The organism is Nocardioides sp., from assembly GCF_047606145.1.
Classification (GTDB): Bacteria; Actinomycetota; Actinomycetes; order Propionibacteriales; family Nocardioidaceae; genus Nocardioides.
The window spans coordinates 17,740-34,622 of record NZ_JASGET010000025.1 but is presented as its reverse complement, the minus strand read 5'-3'; the positions used below and the strand labels follow the sequence as shown (position 1 = coordinate 34,622).

Sequence of the window (16,883 nt, the reverse complement as noted above, 5' to 3'; positions counted from 1 at the left end):
GTGAAGCGCCGCCACGGCTGGTTGTCGTGGCGGCGCTTCGTCTTCTGGTGGGGCTGCTGGCCGTGTCGAGCGGGTCTGTCGACGCACGTGGTCAGACTGATATGCGCGGGTTGGTTACCGCAGTGCCGCAATTCGGCTGGAGCGCTCCGCTGGGGTCTGAGGTCGAGCGTCACGAACGGGTTCGTGGCTCACAGTCCTAGCGCGGGTCGGCTCCGCACGTTGGTCGGCGGTCAGCAAGGGCCCTGCCAGAAGCGCAGGGGCGGAGCTCACTCCGGCAGCGTTGCCAAGGACCAGCACCACCCGGCCAGCTCACGCGCGATCGCGGTGGTCGCGACGGTGTGCTTCTTCTTCCGGGCGCAGTAGACGGCCCAGCGTTGGTGGAGCCGCTGGTTGCCCACGTGGGCGCGGGCACGGGCAGCCGCTGGTGCCTGGTCCCAGCGCGCTTGAAGGGTCTTACCGACCTTGTAGCGCGGCTTGTGATGCCAGGCAGCCTCGATGAGCAGCCGTCGTACGTGGGAGTTGCCGGCCTTGGTGATCGATCCCTGACGCCGCGATTGCCCGCTGGAGTGCTCCGATGGCACCAGCCCGAGGTAGGCACCGACGCTGGAACCGGTGAACCGTTCCCAGTTGCCGATCTCCACCGCGAGCGCGAACGCGGTCAAGGTCGAGACGCCCCGTAGGCACCACAGCTTGCGCACCGTGGCGGTGAACTCGCTATCGGCGGCCATCGCCGCAATCGTGGCGTCGAGCTGGTCGCGTCGGGCGATAGCGAACTCGACTGCCTCGAGGTCGGCCTCGTAGGCGGCGCGGGTGCCGGGCTGATCGAACCGGATCTGCCGCAGCCAGGCATGGTGCTTCGCGGACCAGGTCTCACCGCCGTAGTAGACATGCCCGTGGCGCAGCAGCAGCTTCGAGACACGGTGCCGGGCAGACATCAGGTCCCCTCGGACGTCCTCGCGGGCGCGGACCAGGTCACGGGCGGCTTCCTCGCTCACGCTCGGCACCCGCACCGAGGTGATCTGCCCTACCTGCAGCAACTGTGCGAGCAGCAGGGCGTCCTTGGCATCGGTCTTGACGCGCTCCCCGGATGCTCGGCGCAACTTCGACGGAGCGGCGACCTCGCAGCGGATCCCGGCCGCGGTCAACGCCCGATAGAGCCTGAAGCCGGTAGGCCCGGCTTCGTAGGTCGTCGCGACCGGACCCGGCAGAGTCCGCAGCCACCCGATCACCGCCTCGTCGCTGGGAATCAGGGTCTTCTTGAACACCTCACCCGTCACCACGTCCAGACCGGTCGCCACAACCGATCGTGCGTGCACATCCAGGCCAACACTCGTACGCTCAACAATCACCGGGGCCTCCTACGACTGTGGATAGGCCGAGCAGGCGGCCCCTGCTCGGTAACCCACGAACATGCGCAGAGAGGCCCCGGCCCGCAACCCCCTCAACCCGAGGCGGTCACGCCATACGGTCTGAGCCCTGGCCGGGTGCGGCGTGGCCGGGCGCGGGTGCGGCGTGGCCGGGCGCATTCGTCAAGGTATGCAGTCGAACAGGCACTTCCCTCGCGGAGTTCCGCGGGGGAAGTGCGCATTTCCCTGCATACCTTGACGAACCGGCGACACGGCGCACAGGCACCTCCGGCGCCTACCGGGATAGGATCACACCCGGTGTGCCGGGAAGTCTGGTCGGCGGCAATGCTCCCGACCCCGGAAGGCGCCCATGAGATCGGCGAGATCGGCCCGACGCAGGCTCTTCACCCGCGGTACCTGGCCGGAGGTGTCGCGGGTTGCCGGGGTGCTGCGCGCCGAGACCACCGGCGGACTGCTGCTGATCGCCGCCACCGTGGCCGCGCTGGCCTGGGCGAACAGCCCCTGGTCCGGGTCGTACGACGCCCTGCGCGACGCCCGGTTCGGCATCGCCGGCCTGGACCTCGATCTGAGCGTCGCCGCATGGGCCTCCGACGGGTTGCTGGCGATCTTCTTCTTCGTCGCCGGGCTGGAGCTCAAGCGGGAGTTCGTCGCCGGTGACCTCCGCGACCCGCGGCGCGCGCTGCTGCCGGTGGCCGCCGCGGTGGGCGGGATGCTGGCTCCAGCCCTGATCTACACCCTGGTCAACCTGACCGCACACGGGGCACCCGAGGGCTGGGCGATCCCGACCGCGACCGACATCGCGTTCGCGGTCGCGATCCTGGCGGTGATCAGTTCCCATCTGCCGACCGGCCTGCGCACCTTCCTGCTCACCCTGGCGGTGGTCGACGACCTGCTCGCCATCGTCGTGATCGCGATCTTCTACACCGACCGACTGCGCTCCGTCTGGCTCGGCGCGGCACTGGTGCCGATCGTCGTCTTCGCGGTCCTGGTCCAGCACCGGATCCACCGGTGGTGGCTGCTGGTGCCGCTGGCCGTGACGGCCTGGGCGCTGGTGCACGCCAGCGGCGTGCATCCGACGGTGGCGGGAGTGCTGCTCGGCTTCACCGTGCCGGTACGCCGCCGCGACGTCGACCCCGACCGGCCCGGCCTGGCCGAGCACCTGGGGCATCTGGTGCAGCCGCTGTCCGCCGGCGTCGCGGTCCCGGTCTTCGCCTTCTTCGCCGCCGGGGTGACGGTGGGCGGCTGGTCCGGGATCGACGACTCGCTGCACGATCCGGTCACGCTCGGCATCGTGCTCGGTCTGTGCTGCGGCAAGACCGTCGGTGTGGCCGGCTCGACCTGGCTGCTGGCCCGGTTCACCCGCGCCGACCTCGATGAGGAGCTGTCGTGGTGGGACGTCCTCGGCCTGGCGATACTCGCCGGAGTCGGCTTCACGGTCTCGCTGCTGATCGGCGAGCTCGCCTTCGGATCTGGGTCGGTCCGCGACGAGCACGTCAAGGTCGGCGTACTCCTCGGGTCGCTGGTCGCGGCCACGGCGGCGACCGTCGTGCTGCGCACGCGCAACCGCGTCTACCGGCGTATCCAGGCCGCGGAGACCCGCGACACCGACGGTGACGGGGTTCCGGACGTCTTCGAGCCGGACCCGGGTCGGTAAGGTCAGCACCGAAGAGCCGGACGACCCGACCAGCGTTAGGACCCTCATGGCAGTCGACACCGTCAAGCACCCGCAGGATGACGACCCGACCATCGGGCGGCTGGTTGCCGACGCGAGCCGCGACATCTCCAGCCTGGTCTCCAAGGAGATCCAGCTGGCCAAGAGCGAACTCAAGGTCAGCGTCACCAACGGCGGCCTCGGGATAGCGCTGTTCGCCGCCGCGGGTTTCCTGGCCGTGCTCGCCATCATCATGCTCTCGGTGGCGATCGCCTACTTCATCCACTGGGCGGGTCTCGGCCTGCAGTGGTCCTTCCTGATCGTCTTCGGCTTCTACCTGCTCCTCGCCGGCCTGCTGGTGCTGATCGGCATCAGCCGGCTCAAGCGCGTCAAGGCGCCCGAGCGCGCCATCGCCCAGGGCAAGGAGATCCCGCGGGCGCTGAAGGGCAAGGCCTGAGCCCGGGTCGCACGCCCCGCGGGCGAGGCGCCCGGCACCGGGTGGGATCCGGCGGCGTCCGCTCGGCTCCCACCCGGACGATCGCCGGGCGTCGACAGGTACGCCGCCCGACGCCCGCGCGCGGGATCAGGCCCTGATCTCCTTGACGGACTCCCCGGCGGTGATCTCGACCTTGCGCGGCTTGGCCTTCTCGGCGATCGGGATCCGCAGGGTGAGCACGCCGGCGTCGTAGTTGGCGCTCAGCTGGTCGGCGTCGAGGGTCTCGCCCAGGAACAGCTGACGGCTGAACACGCCATAGCTGCGCTCGTCGACGACCCGCTCGGCGTCGCCGGCCGGGGGCTTGCGCTCGGCATGGACGGTGAGCACGTTCTGCTCGACGGTGAGATCGATGGAGTCGGCCGAGGCGCCGGGCAGGTCGAGATGGACCACGAAGGAGTTGTCGTCTCGATAGGCCGTCATCGGCATCACGGCCGGGCGGGCACGAGTGCCCAGCATCGCCTCGGTCAGGCGGTCGAAGTCACGGAACGGATCGGTGCGCATCAGCATCGGTTCTTCCTCCTCACATCTCGCGATGAACGATGTCCGAGGCCTCCGTCGACCTCAGACAATCTGTTGTTTCTATTTGAGATTTTCTCTCGCCATGCGACGATGTCAAGAGAGAGTTCGAAGTTTTCCCGGGTTCGTGGGCCGACGAGAGGACGGGTGGGATGGACAGGAGACGGACCGAGGCGTTCCGGGTGCTGGGGATCCCCGTGGACAGCGACCAGGAGGCGGTGCTCGACGCCTATCGGCGGCTCGCCCGCGCGACCCATCCCGACGTCTCGGCCGACCCGGACGCCGGCGACCGCTTCGCCACCCTTGCCGCCGCCTACCGACTGGCGTCCCGCGGTCGCGAAGCCGCACCCGGTCCGGCATCCGACCCCAGACCCGGCCCGGCGCCCAGCGCCGCTCGCACCGGCCGGTTCACGCGCGGCCCGGACTCCGGGCCCGACCAGCCGCTGTCGGCTGGACCCGCGAAGGTGACGCCGAGTGGGGCTCCCGGCGGGACTCCGGGCAGGCTCGCCGGCCAGGACTCCGGTCGGATCCCCGTCCGGTCGTCCAGCGGAACGACCCGGCGGCCGGCACCCGACGCGCCGATCGTGGCGGGACCGGTGTTCGTCAGCCCCCTCCGCCGCAGCGGGCCGGAGGGATCAGGCCGTGGTTGACCTGGGCGCCGACCGTGCCCTGTTCTCGATCTCGGTGGCCGCGGAGGTGACCGGGGTCAACCCGCAGATGCTGCGCGTCTACGAGCAGAGAGGACTCCTGGAGCCCCAGCGCACCGAGGGCGGGACCCGCCGCTACAGCGGCCTCGAGCTGGACCGGATCAACGAGATCGCGACGCTGCTGGCGGCCGGACTGAACCTGACCGGGGTCGAGCACGTGCTCCGGCTCCGGGCCGAGAACCACCGTCTGCGGGGTGAGATCGACCGGCTCCGCTCGCGGGGACACAGACCGACCGAATGGACCGAACGGACCGAGCCGGCCGAGCCGAGCGGGGCCGGCGAGCCGTCCGCCGGCAGCTGACCCGGAGGGCTCAGCCCGCGCAACCCTGGGTCGACACCGCCGCCGTACGCCCCACCGCCTTGGCGGCGAGGTCGTCGACCTGGTCCGCGGTCAGCGCGTAGCCGGTGTCCGAGTCGGTCACCGAGGCGGCGAAGACCACCCCGACGACCTTCCCCGCCGAATCGACGATCGGCCCGCCGGAGTTGCCGGGCCGGACCAGACCACGCAGCGAGTAGACGTCGCGCAGCACCGTCCCGTCGCCGTAGATGTCGGGAGAGCGAAGGCGTTGTCCGGCGCGGATCCGGGCGGTCTCGACGTCGTACGGCCCGTCCTCGGGATAGCCCAGGATCGCGACCCCGGTCTTCGACGCGGCATTGGTCCGGAACGCCAGCGGTGTCCTCGATCCGCTGTCGAAGTGCAGCACCGCGACATCGACGTCGGGGTTGTAGTAGACCACCGTCGCGTCGACGTCGCGGTCCCCCACGATGACGTTGGGGTCGCTGACGCCGGCGACGACATGGGCGTTGGTCATCAGATATCCGTCGGCGATCAGGAAGCCGGAGCCCTCGACCCCGCGGCCGCACGAGTTGGCGCCGCGCACCTTCAGCACCGACTTGCCGGCCCGTACGACGTCCGGATCAGTCAGCAGCCGCTTCGGCCCCGGTGAGACCTGGACGATGCGCTCCGGCGCGAACGGCTCCAGGTAGCGCGGGAAGAAGCTGGTGCCGACCACGTTGTTGAACGCCGAGAGCGCGTTCGTGGCCCCACTCGGCAAGACGCTGTCCACGCGTGCGAGCACCGTCGAGTTCCGCACCAGCGAGGTCACCCCGCTCAGCCCCGATCCGGCCACCGCCACCCCGAGCGCCCAGGCGACCAGCAGGACCGCCGCCGCGCTCAGCACCGCGCCGCCGCAGGCGTCCACGACCCGGGCCGGCTGCCAGGTGATCTTGTCGCGCACCCGTGCGCCGGCGTACTGCAGCAGCCCCTGGCCCAGCGAAGCCGCCAGGATCACGATGAACAGCGCGCCCAGCGAGACCCACACCGACGGGCTGGCGTTGCCCAGCGCCTTCGGCGCCAGCCAGACCCCGAGCAGCCCACCGAGCAGCAGCCCTGCGGTGGCGAACGCACCGGTGACGAAGCCCTGCCAGTAGCCGGAGAGCGCGTAGGCGGCGACGAGCACGATGAGGATCCAGTCCAGCAGGTTCATCGCGTCCGCTCTCGCCCGGTGAGCATGTAGTCCGGCAGGATGGTCAGCGGCGCGTCCGGCACCTCCCGCAGCCAGCCCAGGTAGGCGAAGAAGCGGGCCACGATCCCCGCGGTGAAGCCCCACAGGATGACGTCCTTGTCCGGCCCGATCAGGAAGCCGGGTAGCACCCAGTCGGTGCGCGGCGATCTGACCCGGATCCGGTTGGCCGGGTCGACGAGCTCACGCAGCGGCGTCCGGTAGACCGCGTGCACCTCGCCGGCGGAGGCGGCGTGCACCGGACTCGGCGTGTGCCACCAGCCGATCACCGGCGTGACCACGTTGTTGGAGTGGGGCAGCCACAGCCGCGGCAGTTGCGCGATCGGCCGTACGCCGGCGGGGTCGAGCCCGGTCTCCTCCCACGCCTCCCGCAGGGCCGCCTCTCCGGCACTCTCTCCCACCTCGACCCCACCACCGGGGAAGGAGACCTGGCCGGGATGGGAGCGCATCGTGTGCGACCGCTCGGTGAACAGCAGGTCGGGGCCGGCCGGCCCCTCGCCGAACAGCATCAACACCGCCGACTCGCGCGCGCCGTCATCGGCCGGCGGCAGGAACGCCGTGATCTGTTCGCCGGTGATGGTGTCGGCGCCGGCGATCACCGGTCGCAGCCAGTCCGGGACCGGACTCGGATCCGCCGCGCTCACAGAGTGATCCCCAGCTTCTGCTCGACCAGTCGCCTGACCTGGGCCTCGCTGTCCATGCCACCGCGCTGGAGCCGGGTCACCGAGCCGTCGGCGGTGAGCAGATAGGTGGTGGGCACCCCGGAGACGCTGAGCGAGCTGCCCTGCAACTCGCCGCCCGGATCGGCGACCATCGGGAAGGTCACGCCCCGGTGGATGGCCTGGCGCAGCGCCACCCCGGGGATGGTGTCGATGACGTCCACGCCGAGCACCGGCACCCGGTCGCCGTACTGCCGATAGAAGGCCTCGAGCGCCGGCATCTCCTTCTTGCACGGCGCACACTCCCCCTGGAACATGTTGATGACCAGTGGGCCCTCGAGCCTGCTCAGGTCGACGTCGCGACCGCCGCCCAGGCACTTCAGCGTCACACTCGGCAGTCCGCCGTCCCGGGTCTGGGCCGTGGGGCAGGGTTCGACGTCCGACCTGGCCTTCATCGCCACCATCTCGGCGGTGGCGACGTCGATGTCGGAGCCGCTCGGCGCGGAGACGATCTTCTGGGCGCTACAGGCGCTCACGGCGAGCGCGAGCACGGTGGTGGCCGTGGCCACCCACCAGGTACGCCGCATCAGGCCCGTCCCTCGGTCCGGACCAGCTTGGCCGCGACCACCGGGTCGGTCGGACCCGCGCCGTACGACGGGCAGAGCCGGGCCACCGGACAGGCGCCGCACGCCGGCCGCTGTGCGTGGCACCGGCGGCGGCCGTGCCAGATCAGGTGGTGGGACAGCATGGTCCAGTCCCGCTTCAAGAACAGCTCGCCGACCTCGTGCTCGACCTTGACCGGGTCGGTCTGCTCGGTCCAGCCGAACCGCCGGGCGAGGCGACCGAAGTGCGTGTCGACGGTGATCCCCGGCTTGCCGAAGGCGTTGCCGAGCACGACGTTCGCGGTCTTGCGGCCCACTCCGGGCAGCTTGACCAGCTGCTCCAGCCGGTCGGGCACCCGGCCGTCGTACTCGGCGACCAGGGTCGCGCTGAGCTTGAGGATCGCGTCCGTCTTGGCCCGGAAGAAGCCCAGCGGGCCGACCAGCGTCTCGACGTGCTGCCGATCCGCCGCGGCCAGCGCGGCCGCATCCGGATAGGCGGCGAACAGCGCCGGACTGGCGGCGTTGACCCGCTTGTCGGTGGTCTGCGCCGAGAGCACGGTGACCACCAGGCACTCGAACGGGTTGCCGAAGTCGAGCTCGGCGCGCGCCTCCGGATAGGTCTCGCCCAGGATCCGGTCGATCTTGCGGGCACGGCGCACCAGCGCCAGGTGGGTCTCGCGAGGGGCCAGCACGACGTCAGACACGGGCCAAGGCTACGTCGCGACACCGACAGCCCACCCACACCGCACCCGCATCCGGCACCAGCACCGAGCCGAGCACCGGCCCACCGACCGTCGCCGAACCCGCTCGGAGGACGACTCGCAGCTGACCGGTGGTGCCTGTGAGAAATTCCACGGATAGGATTCACCACGACGCGCCCGCTCGGGGCAGCTTCGGCAAGGAGGAAAAGGCATGGACAACGACGTACTTCGTCAGGCGCCGCTCTTCAGCGCGCTCGACGACGAGTCGATGCAGGCCCTGCACGCCTCGATGACCGAGACCCGGTTGCGGCGCGGCGAGGTCCTCTTCCACGAGGGTGACGCCGGCGACAAGCTGTACGTCGTCCTGGACGGCAAGGTGAAGCTCGGCCGCACCTCCTCCGACGGACGGGAGAACCTGCTGGCCATCCTCGGCCCGGGCTCGATGTTCGGCGAACTGTCGCTGTTCGACCCCGGCCCGCGCTCGGCCACCGTCACCTGCGTCACCGATGCCGGCTTCGCCTCGCTCTCCCACGAGGATCTGCTCAAGTGGCTGGACGGCCGTCCGGCGGTCGCCCGCGGGCTGCTCGCCCAGGTGGCGGGCCGGCTGCGCAAGGCCAACGACGTGGTCGCCGACCTGGTCTTCTCCGACGTGCCCGGCCGGGTCGCCAAGGCGCTGCTCGACCTGGCCGACCGGTTCGGTCGCACCGCGGACGACGGCGTCCACGTCCATCACGACCTCACCCAGGAGGAGCTTGCCCAGCTGGTCGGCGCCTCCCGCGAGACGGTCAACAAGGCGCTCGCCGACTTCGCCTCCCGCGGCTGGATCCGGCTGGAGCCGCGCTCGGTCGTGATCATGGACATCGAGCGAATGGCCCGCCGCGCCCGCTGATCTGGGCGGTTGAACTCGCACTCGGCGGCATCGGTCGGCCGGGGCTCGCCCGCTCGGCTCGGTAGCTGTGGCCGGCGCGTTCGTCTAGGTATGCAGCCGAATGGGCGGTTCCCCGGTGGAGTTCCACGTGGGAAGTGCCCACTGAGCGACATACCTTGATGAACGCGCCGGCGGCCGACCAGGCAGCCGCTACCCCAAACCGTCCACAGTCGCCGTTCGCGATGGCGTTCTCCACAGCGCGTCCGAGCCCGGCCGTTGCCTGACGGTCCATTGCAGGATGCTCCGGCCATGGACCCACTACTGACCATCTCCGCCGAGGCTGGCTTCTTCACCAGACAGGAGGCCAAGGCGGCGGGGTACGCCGACAAGCAGATCACTCGCGTGGTCCGAGCCGGGACCTGGCACCGGATCCGACGCGGTGCCTACGTACTGACCGACGCCTGGCGAGCGATGACCGCGACCCAGCGACACAGAGTCAGAGCCAGCGCCGTGCTGCGCTCGCTCGGTCCCTGCGTCGCGCTCAGCCACACCTCCGGCGTCGTTCGACACGACATCGAGTGCTGGGGGTTGAACCTCGACCGGGTCCACGTGACCCGCCTCGACGGCGGTCCTGGACGCATCGAGGGCGACGTCGTCCATCACGAAGGATTCTGTGCCGACGACGACGTCACCGAGGTCGGCGGCGAGAAGGTGCTGCGGGCAGAGCGATGCGTGCTCGAGGCGGCATCCAGGACCAGACAGGAGGTAGCGCTGTGCCTGTTCAACTCTGGTCTGCGCAATGAGCGGTTCGACGAGGAGGCCCTGGCCACGACGTACCGACTGATGGAGCATTGGCCGTTCATGCACCGCGTCGCGCACTGTGTCGAACTCGCCGATGCACGGTCCGGCTCGGTCGGCGAGGACCGCGGCCTGTTCCTCTTCGACATGCTGGGGATCCCGGCCCCCGAGCTGCAATATGAGGTACGCCGCCCCGACGGCGCCATCGCCGGCATCTCGGACTGGGCGTGGCCCATGCTGGGTGTGCTCGGCGAATTCGACGGGCAGGTCAAGTACGGCCGTCTGCTGCGGCCCGGGCAGGAGCCGGGCGATGCGGTCTTCGCCGAGAAGCGTCGCGAGGACGAACTGCGCGAGCTCACCGGCTGCCGGATGTTCCGACTGGTCTGGAACGACTATGACACCCCACAGGCGACCGGCACACGGATTCGACGCGTACTGCGGTTAGCCAGCTGACCCTGCTCCGGCCGGTCGGCCTACGATGCGTGGCGACGGTCGGCTGGCTGACTCCCGGCAGCATGCTCGTCAAGGTATGCAGACGAATGGGCACTCCCCCAGCGGAGTTCCACACGGGATGTGCCCACTGAGCTGCATACCTTGCTGAACGGGCGGGGAGCGCGCCGAACCCGGGCCGATCAGCCCCGTTCGGCCAGGTGAGCCAGCTGCGCCTTGACCGATAGCTCCGCCGCACCCCACAGCACCGGGTCGACGTCGGCGTACACGATCTCGACGACCCGCCGGGCGAGGTCACCGGCGGCCGGGTCGACCTGACCGAGCGCCTCCTCCACCTGCGCGAGCCGCTCGCGGCGATGCGAGCGGTAGTAGTCCAGCACCGCCAGCGCGTCGGGGATGACCGGCCCATGGCCGGGCCAGACCGAGGTGATCTCGTGGGCCTCGGCCAGGCCGTGGAGCCGGTCGAGCGAGGAGAGGTACGCGCCCAGCTGTCCGTCGGGGTGCGCGACCACGGTGGTGCCCCGGCCGAGCACCGTGTCCCCGGTCAGCACCGCCCGCTCGGCCGGCAGTACGAACGAGAGCGAGTCGGCGGTGTGCCCGGGAGTGCCGACCACCCGGACCTCGAGCCCGTCGAGCTCGATCACCTCGCCGTCGGCCAGTCCCTCCGAGCCCAGCCGGTGTGCCGGATCCAGCGCCCGTACGCCGACCCGGTGCCGCTCCGCGAACCGTCGGGCCGCCTCGGAGTGATCCAGATGATGGTGGGTCAGCAGCACCAGCCCGACCTCGCCGGCCGCGTCGGCGACCGCATCGAGGTGCGCCTCGTCGCTCGGCCCGGGGTCGATCACGATCGACCGGCGCGCGCCGGGTTCGCGCAGCACCCAGGTGTTGGTGCCGTCCAGCGTCATGGGGCCGGCGTTCGGCGCCAGCACGCACCGTCCGCGCTGCCCGAACGCGCCGCCGGTCCAGGACGGGCTCGCCTCAGCCACGCCGGTGCGTCTCCAGCAGGGCCGCATGATGGGGCAACAGCGAGAGCACCAATCCGTCCGCGACCGGCTCCGCCTCGGGAGTGAACATCTCGACGCTGCGATCCCGGGTCGCCGCTATCACCGCCGCCGCATCGGCGTACCCGCTGAGCTCGAGACAGTTCAGATAGGTGGGCGGCATCAGTCCGAGCTCGCCCCGCTCCGCCGCCGCGATCGCCTCCCCGGCAGCCAGCCAGGCCACCGAGGAGGACTCGGTGGAGACGTCCCGGGTGACCTGACCCTGCGGCAGCCGCGCGGTGAAGAACCAGGTGCGGTAGCGCCGCGGCTCGAAGGCCGGCGTGGTCCAGGCCGACCAGATCCCGAGCAGCTCGGTGCGCAACGCCAGGCCACGGCGGGCGAGCAGGTCAGTCAGCGACAGCTCGCGGGACTCCAGCGCCGCCCGGTCGCGCTCCCAGTCCTCGCCGGCGACGTCGCCAACGACCCGACCCGGCGCGCTCGCCGGTCCGGCCAGCAGCACGCCGGACTCCTCGAAGGTCTCCCGGACCGCGGCGCAGACCAGCGCTCGCGCCTCGGTCTCGGTGCAGCCGAGCCGTCCCGCCCAGGCGGAGGCCGAGGGTCCCGACCAGGCCGACTCGGGCAGCTCGCCGTCGCGCGGATCCACGCCGCCACCGGGGAAGACGGCCATCCCGGCCGCGAACGCCATCGAGGTCTGCCGATGCAGCAGGTAGACCTCCGGTCCCGGACCGGTGCCGTCCCGCAGCACGATCACGGTGGCGGCGTCGCGGGGCTCGACCGGCTCGAGGTCGCCGGCGAGGTACCGCCGCGCGAGCTCGGCCGCCGTGCCGGAGAGCCGGACCGGCGGGAGCGCGATCTGCATCTCAGACCTCGACGATGATCTCGACCTCGACCGGAGCGTCGAGCGGCAGCACCGAGACACCGACCGCCGAGCGGGCGTGCACGCCGGCCTCGCCGAACGCGATGCCGAGCAGCTCGGAGGCGCCGTTCGCCACGGCCGGCTGCGCGGTGAAGGAGGGGTCCGAGGCCACGAAGACGACCACCTTGACCACCCGCTTGACCAGTGAGAGCTCGCCGACCTCGGCCTTGACCGCGGCGATCGCGTTGAGCGCGCACTGCCGGGCGCACTCGGTGGCCGTCTCCTGGCTGACCTCGGCACCGACCTTGCCGGTCGCGACCAAGACCCCCTCGCGCAGCGGCAGCTGGCCGGCGGTGAAGACGTGTCCGCCGGAGCGCACGAACGGCACGTACGCCGCCACCGGCGGAACGACCTCGGGGACGCTGAGCCCGAGGCCCGCCAGGGTCTCCTCGGGGGTGGTCATCCCTCGACCTGGCGCTTGAAATAGCCGACCAGGTTGCCGGTGCCGTTGTCGGTGATCGTCACCAGCTCCCAGCCGTCCTGGCCGAAGTTGTTCAGGATCTGCGTGGCGGCGTGGTTGAGGATCGGCGCCACCTGGTACTCCCACTTGGTCATGCTTCGCACCCTACCCATTCACCGCCGGGCCGCGACCGCACGGCCAAGGCCCAATAACCGGCGCCGGCGTCACCTCGGACGGACAGCGGCCCGGCCGTCGTCGCCGAGGAGTACGCCGACCCGCTTGGTCGTGCGCAGCACCACCGACCGGTCGACGATCGCGACATCGCGCAGCTTGCTCTCGATCGCCGCCTCGAGCCGAGAGACGTCGGTGAGCTCGCGCAGCCACACCGCCATGATCACGTTGCTGGGTCCGGCCACCTGCATCACGCTGCGGATCTCCGGAAGCGAGCCGAGCTGCGGACTGATCGTATCCAACGACCTGGACGGCATCCGCAGAAAGAGCCAGGCATAGATCGGCCACTCGGTGGCGGCCGCCTGAAGCTCGGTGCGCAGGGTCACCCGGCGCTCGGAGAGGAGCGTTCGGATCTGGTCCCGCATCCGGCGGACGGGCCGGTCGAGCCGCGCGGCGATCTCGGCGGTCGGCATCCGCCCGTCCTCGGCCAGACAGGCGAGCACCCTCCGCTCCTCCTCGGTCAGCCTCGAGCCGTGTCGGGTCGGCTCGAGGTTGGCCAGGAGACGCGCGGTGCCGCCACGACCGGGCGGGGAGAGGCGGGTCAACTGCTCGACGGTGAGCTCGCGCAGCCGCCAACCGGCGCCCTCCGCGATCACCCGAGTGACCATGTGGGTACGGACCGCTCGCACCTGGTCCAGCCGGCCCAGCCTGGTGAGCAGGTAGTCGGTCATCGTGACGTCGTCGTCGGTGTTGACGGTGATCAGCAGATCCCGGCCACCGGAGGTGACGTCGATGCTGGCGCACTCCGGATCGTGCAGGAGCTGGGCGGCCACACCCAACGAGTCGCCCGCGCAGTCGATCTCGACCAGGGCGAGCGGCCCCGGGATCCCGGCGTACGCCGTCACCCAGGCGACACCAGCCTCGTGGAGTCGCTGCCAACGCCGAGTGCCGGTGACCGGGTCGATGCCCAGCACCGCGCCGATCTGGGTCCACGAGGCTCGCGGACTGGCCTGGAGCGCTGTGACGATCAACCGATCGATCTCGTCCATGGCGACCTGATCCTGCACACATGAAGTCTATCGAGGACAGATCCTTCATTTGGGTGAGTGGCGAGCGTCATCTAGAGACGATCGATCCCGCTGGCCGTCGCCGACATCGTGGTCACCACGACTGGCAGCCCTCATCGGACGACATTCGAAGGAAGAATCCCCATGTCGACAAGCCCGCCCCTCGTCGTCCCGGCCCCCGTGGCGACCAAGACCTTCTCCCTGGTCGGCTTTCTGGTGGTCATGGAACTGGCCTCCGGACTGACCCAGGGCTGGATATCGCCGTTGCTGTCCAGCTTCATGGTGCGCTACGACCTCACCTCGGCCCAGGCCACCTGGATCACCACCTCCGCGCTGGTCTCGACGGTGGTCTGCGTGCCATTGCTGGCCAAGCTGGGCGACCTGTACGGCCACAAGCGCCTGCTGATGGTGGCGGCGTGCTGCGTGGCGCTCGGCTCGACCATCGTCGCCATCGCGCCGAGCTTCACCGTGCTGCTGATCGGCCGCGTCCTGCAGGGTGCGGTGACCGCCTTCCTTCCGCTCGAGTTCGCCATCGTCCGTGAACGCGCCGGTGACAGCGCCAACCGCGCCATCGGCCTGCTGGTCGGAGCGCTCACGATCGGCGCCAGCCTCGGGCTGCTCTTCGCCGGCATCTGTCGGCAGTACATGAGCCTGAGTGGCACGCTGTGGCTCCCGGCGATCCTGATGATCCTCGCGGTGCCGCTCCTGGCCCGGCTCGTCCCCGAGACCGTCTCGCGCAAGGCCGGCGCGATCGACTGGGGCGGGGCCGTCCTGCTCGGCGGTGGCCTGGCGATCTTCCTGGTCTCGCTGGGCAACGGCGCGAGTTGGGGCTGGACCAGCGGGCGCACACTGACCGGTCTGATCGTGGGCGTCGTGCTGCTGACCGCCTGGATCTCCTGGGAGAACCGCTCCGCCCACCCGTTGGTCGAGCTCGGCCTGATCAGCCGGGGCGGTCAGGGCCTGCCGCTGCTCACCGCCTTCCTCTTCGGCGCACACCTGTTTGGCAGCTCCGCACCGACGGCCGTCTTCATGAGCGCCAGCGAGAGCACCAGCGGCTTCGGCTTTGGACTCTCCGGCAGTTCCCTCGGCGCCTCGCTGCTCGTCCTCGGCGCGTCCATGTTCGCCGGCACCGCGATCGCGTCCCGGCTGGCCGCCTCGGTGGGGCTTCGCCCGGTGCTTGTCGGCGGTGCGCTGCTCTCGGCTCTGGGCTACGGCGCCCAGGCCGCCTTCCACGTGGACCTCGGCGTGTTCCTGGTCTGGCAGACCCTGCTCGGCCTCGGCGGTGGTCTGGTCGCGGCGGCGCTGCCCACCATCGTGGTCGATCGCGCTCCGCGAGACTCTGTCGGCATCGTCTCCGGCCTCTACAACACCACCCGTACGGCAGCTGGCTCGGTCGCTGGGGCGGTCTTCGCCGCAGTGATGACCGGCATGCTGACCACTCGCGCCGTGGGTGGAACCCCGACGCCGATCGTCCCGGCCTCCGCGTACGCCGTGGTCTGGCTGATCTGCGCCGGCCTGGCCATCGCGGTGGCCGTGCTCGCCGTACCGCTGGTCCGCGTCCGTCCTACGGTGTCCGCCTGATGAGTGGCTCCGGCCGGCCGGCACTTCGTTCGGTACTGGACCTGTTCTCGATCGGCATCGGACCGTCCTCCTCGCACACCGTGGGTCCGATGCGCGCAGCCGATGCCTTCGTCCGCGAACTGCACCGCGCCGGCCTGCTCGAGCAGGTCACTCGGGTCGAGGCCGACCTCCTCGGCTCGCTGGGCGCCACCGGCGCCGGTCACGGGACCCCGGACGCCGTTCTGGCCGGGCTCCGCGGTCTCGACGCCGAGACCTGTGATCCGACCGAGGTCACCGGACGGTGGCTGGCGCTGGCCGACGGTGGTGCGATCGCGCTGCTCGGCAGGCACGAGATCACCATGCGGACCGACGACGTGCATCTGCGCCCCGACCTGCGTCACCCACGTCATCCGAATGCGCTGCACCTGTCTGCCTGGACCACTGGGGGCACCCCGTGCCTCGAGCGGATCTACCTCTCGGTCGGAGGAGGCACCATCGCGGAGGTCGATGACGGCAACCCCGACGAGATCACCCCGGCATCCGTCCCGACACCCGAGGTCCCGCATCCGTTCTCCACGGCCGTGGAACTCCTCGCCCTGTGTCGTCTGCTGGGCTGCGACATCGCCACCGTGGTACGCCGCAACGAGCTCGCCCACTGGAGCCCCACCGAACTCGATGACGGACTGCGTGCGCGCTGGGCGGCGATGCGCTCGTGCATCGAACTGGGCCTGCGAGGCGAGGGCGTCCTGCCGGGCGGGCTCGGCGTACGACGCCGGGCGGCCGGGCTGAGCGCCGTACTCGACGGCGAGGGGGCCGCACCGGACTCTCTCGAGCGACTCCAGGCCTATGCCATCGCCGTCAACGAGCAGAACGCGGCCGGCCAGCGGGTAGTGACCGCGCCGACCAACGGCGCGGCGGGAATCGTCCCCGCGGTCCTGCATCATCACCTGACTACAGCCGGCCTCGCCGAGGCGCAGGCGCAGGACGCGGCAGCGACCTACCTGCTCACCGCCACCGCGATCGGGTCCCTTGTGGTGCACAACGCCTCGATCTCCGGCGCCGACGTCGGCTGTCAAGGAGAGGTCGGCTCGGCGGCGGCGATGGCCGCCGCTGGCTACTGCGCGCTACTCGGCGGCGATCCGGCCGCCGTCGAGAACGCCGCCGAGATCGCTCTCGAGCACCACCTCGGACTGACCTGCGACCCGGTCGCCGGGTTGGTCCAGATTCCCTGCATCGAACGCAACGCGGTCGCGGCCGTGACGGCTGTCAGCGCTGCCCGCCTGGCCCTGCGTGGAGACGGCATCCACGTCGTCTCCTTCGACACCGTGGTGGAGACCATGCGCCGCACCGGCCACGACATGTCCCACCGCTACAAGGAGACCGGCAGCGGCGGACTGGCCGTCACCGTTCCCCTGTGCTGATGCTGTCGA

The 16,883-nt window shown here is 70.7% G+C and carries 19 protein-coding genes; 8 read left to right on the top strand and 11 right to left on the bottom strand.

The window, feature by feature from the left end; translation table 11 throughout:
• Window positions 1-266 precede the first annotated feature (266 nt).
• A complete protein-coding gene (locus QM638_RS04140; RefSeq protein WP_415140757.1) occupies window positions 267-1,316 on the bottom strand; it encodes an IS110 family transposase in 1,050 nt (349 codons plus the stop codon).
• Window positions 1,317-1,716: 400 nt separating this feature from the next.
• Between QM638_RS04140 and nhaA the strand changes: the two genes are divergently transcribed.
• Window positions 1,717-3,021, top strand: coding sequence for a Na+/H+ antiporter NhaA (nhaA, locus tag QM638_RS04135; protein ID WP_415140672.1), 1,305 nt, complete (start codon window positions 1,717-1,719; stop codon window positions 3,019-3,021).
• A gap of 46 nt (window positions 3,022-3,067) precedes the next feature.
• Window positions 3,068-3,475, top strand: a complete 408-nt coding sequence (locus QM638_RS04130; RefSeq protein ID WP_415140671.1) for a phage holin family protein — start codon at window positions 3,068-3,070, stop codon at window positions 3,473-3,475.
• Between the two features lie 126 nt (window positions 3,476-3,601).
• On the opposite strand, the gene QM638_RS04125 is transcribed toward QM638_RS04130, so the two are convergent.
• Window positions 3,602-4,021 (bottom strand): Hsp20/alpha crystallin family protein, encoded by a 420-nt coding sequence (locus QM638_RS04125; protein ID WP_415140670.1) that lies wholly within the window; start codon window positions 4,019-4,021, stop codon window positions 3,602-3,604.
• A 161-nt stretch (window positions 4,022-4,182) separates the two neighbouring features.
• On the opposite strand from QM638_RS04125, the gene QM638_RS04120 reads away from it, so the two are divergent.
• Window positions 4,183-4,680, top strand: a complete 498-nt coding sequence (locus QM638_RS04120; RefSeq protein WP_415140669.1) for a J domain-containing protein — start codon at window positions 4,183-4,185, stop codon at window positions 4,678-4,680.
• The gene (locus QM638_RS04115; protein ID WP_415140668.1) at window positions 4,673-5,038 is read left to right on the top strand and encodes a MerR family transcriptional regulator; all 366 of its coding nucleotides are present in this window, start codon (window positions 4,673-4,675) and stop codon (window positions 5,036-5,038) included. The genes QM638_RS04120 and QM638_RS04115 overlap by 8 nt, the downstream gene beginning before the upstream one ends.
• Window positions 5,039-5,048: 10 nt before the next feature.
• Here the strand turns inward: QM638_RS04115 and QM638_RS04110 are convergent, their stop codons facing one another.
• The 4 genes from QM638_RS04110 to nth are packed head-to-tail and all read right to left on the bottom strand — an operon-like array spanning window position 5,049 to window position 8,225.
• Window positions 5,049-6,224: a MarP family serine protease gene (locus QM638_RS04110; protein ID WP_415140667.1), complete on the bottom strand. Its 1,176-nt coding sequence runs from the start codon at window positions 6,222-6,224 to the stop codon at window positions 5,049-5,051.
• Window positions 6,221-6,904 (bottom strand): NUDIX hydrolase, encoded by a 684-nt coding sequence (locus QM638_RS04105; protein ID WP_415140666.1) that lies wholly within the window; start codon window positions 6,902-6,904, stop codon window positions 6,221-6,223. The genes QM638_RS04110 and QM638_RS04105 overlap by 4 nt, the downstream gene beginning before the upstream one ends.
• A complete protein-coding gene (locus tag QM638_RS04100; RefSeq protein ID WP_415140665.1) occupies window positions 6,901-7,506 on the bottom strand; it encodes a TlpA disulfide reductase family protein in 606 nt (201 codons plus the stop codon). Before QM638_RS04100 ends, QM638_RS04105 begins: the two co-directional genes overlap by 4 nt.
• A complete protein-coding gene (gene nth / locus QM638_RS04095; protein ID WP_415140664.1) occupies window positions 7,506-8,225 on the bottom strand; it encodes an endonuclease III in 720 nt (239 codons plus the stop codon). Before nth ends, QM638_RS04100 begins: the two co-directional genes overlap by 1 nt.
• Window positions 8,226-8,433: 208 nt before the next feature.
• Here nth and QM638_RS04090 point away from each other — a divergent pair, with 208 nt between their 5' ends.
• Complete coding sequence (locus tag QM638_RS04090) at window positions 8,434-9,111, top strand: Crp/Fnr family transcriptional regulator (RefSeq protein WP_415140663.1); 678 nt, start codon at window positions 8,434-8,436, stop codon at window positions 9,109-9,111.
• 288 nt (window positions 9,112-9,399) lie between these two features.
• On the top strand, window positions 9,400-10,341 hold the full coding sequence (locus tag QM638_RS04085; protein WP_415140662.1) for a type IV toxin-antitoxin system AbiEi family antitoxin domain-containing protein: 942 nt from the start codon (window positions 9,400-9,402) through the stop codon (window positions 10,339-10,341).
• A 179-nt stretch (window positions 10,342-10,520) separates the two neighbouring features.
• Here QM638_RS04085 and QM638_RS04080 read toward each other — a convergent pair whose 3' ends face one another.
• From QM638_RS04080 to QM638_RS04060, 5 genes are all read right to left on the bottom strand, one after another.
• Entirely contained in the window at window positions 10,521-11,324 is an 804-nt protein-coding gene (locus QM638_RS04080; RefSeq protein ID WP_415140661.1) for an MBL fold metallo-hydrolase, read from the bottom strand.
• The gene (locus tag QM638_RS04075) at window positions 11,317-12,198 is read right to left on the bottom strand and encodes an NUDIX hydrolase (RefSeq protein ID WP_415140660.1); all 882 of its coding nucleotides are present in this window, start codon (window positions 12,196-12,198) and stop codon (window positions 11,317-11,319) included. The genes QM638_RS04080 and QM638_RS04075 overlap by 8 nt, the downstream gene beginning before the upstream one ends.
• 1 nt (window position 12,199) lies before the next feature.
• Complete coding sequence (locus QM638_RS04070; RefSeq protein ID WP_415140659.1) at window positions 12,200-12,658, bottom strand: RidA family protein; 459 nt, start codon at window positions 12,656-12,658, stop codon at window positions 12,200-12,202.
• The gene (locus tag QM638_RS04065; RefSeq protein ID WP_415140658.1) at window positions 12,655-12,810 is read right to left on the bottom strand and encodes a DUF4177 domain-containing protein; all 156 of its coding nucleotides are present in this window, start codon (window positions 12,808-12,810) and stop codon (window positions 12,655-12,657) included. The genes QM638_RS04070 and QM638_RS04065 overlap by 4 nt, the downstream gene beginning before the upstream one ends.
• A gap of 69 nt (window positions 12,811-12,879) precedes the next feature.
• Entirely contained in the window at window positions 12,880-13,893 is a 1,014-nt protein-coding gene (locus QM638_RS04060; RefSeq protein WP_415140657.1) for an Lrp/AsnC family transcriptional regulator, read from the bottom strand.
• Between the two features lie 144 nt (window positions 13,894-14,037).
• On the opposite strand from QM638_RS04060, the gene QM638_RS04055 reads away from it, so the two are divergent.
• Complete coding sequence (locus QM638_RS04055) at window positions 14,038-15,474, top strand: MFS transporter (protein ID WP_415140656.1); 1,437 nt, start codon at window positions 14,038-14,040, stop codon at window positions 15,472-15,474.
• Window positions 15,474-16,874, top strand: coding sequence for an L-serine ammonia-lyase (locus QM638_RS04050; RefSeq protein ID WP_415140655.1), 1,401 nt, complete (start codon window positions 15,474-15,476; stop codon window positions 16,872-16,874). Before QM638_RS04055 ends, QM638_RS04050 begins: the two co-directional genes overlap by 1 nt.
• The last annotated feature ends 9 nt before the right edge of the window (window positions 16,875-16,883 follow it).

Bases quoted from the DNA above. Each gene is read 5' to 3' on its own strand.
- nhaA (WP_415140672.1), top strand. From the start codon at position 1,717: ATGAGATCGGCGAGATCGGCCCGACGCAGGCTCTTCACCCGCGGTACC.
- QM638_RS04130 (WP_415140671.1), top strand. From the start codon at position 3,068: ATGGCAGTCGACACCGTCAAGCACCCGCAGGATGACGACCCGACCATC.
- QM638_RS04125 (WP_415140670.1), bottom strand. From the start codon at position 4,021: ATGCTGATGCGCACCGATCCGTTCCGTGACTTCGACCGCCTGACCGAG.
- QM638_RS04120 (WP_415140669.1), top strand. From the start codon at position 4,183: ATGGACAGGAGACGGACCGAGGCGTTCCGGGTGCTGGGGATCCCCGTG.
- QM638_RS04110 (WP_415140667.1), bottom strand. From the start codon at position 6,224: ATGAACCTGCTGGACTGGATCCTCATCGTGCTCGTCGCCGCCTACGCG.
- QM638_RS04100 (WP_415140665.1), bottom strand. From the start codon at position 7,506: ATGCGGCGTACCTGGTGGGTGGCCACGGCCACCACCGTGCTCGCGCTC.
- QM638_RS04090 (WP_415140663.1), top strand. From the start codon at position 8,434: ATGGACAACGACGTACTTCGTCAGGCGCCGCTCTTCAGCGCGCTCGAC.
- QM638_RS04085 (WP_415140662.1), top strand. From the start codon at position 9,400: ATGGACCCACTACTGACCATCTCCGCCGAGGCTGGCTTCTTCACCAGA.
- QM638_RS04075 (WP_415140660.1), bottom strand. From the start codon at position 12,198: ATGCAGATCGCGCTCCCGCCGGTCCGGCTCTCCGGCACGGCGGCCGAG.
- QM638_RS04070 (WP_415140659.1), bottom strand. From the start codon at position 12,658: ATGACCACCCCCGAGGAGACCCTGGCGGGCCTCGGGCTCAGCGTCCCC.
- QM638_RS04065 (WP_415140658.1), bottom strand. From the start codon at position 12,810: ATGACCAAGTGGGAGTACCAGGTGGCGCCGATCCTCAACCACGCCGCC.
- QM638_RS04055 (WP_415140656.1), top strand. From the start codon at position 14,038: ATGTCGACAAGCCCGCCCCTCGTCGTCCCGGCCCCCGTGGCGACCAAG.
- QM638_RS04050 (WP_415140655.1), top strand. From the start codon at position 15,474: ATGAGTGGCTCCGGCCGGCCGGCACTTCGTTCGGTACTGGACCTGTTC.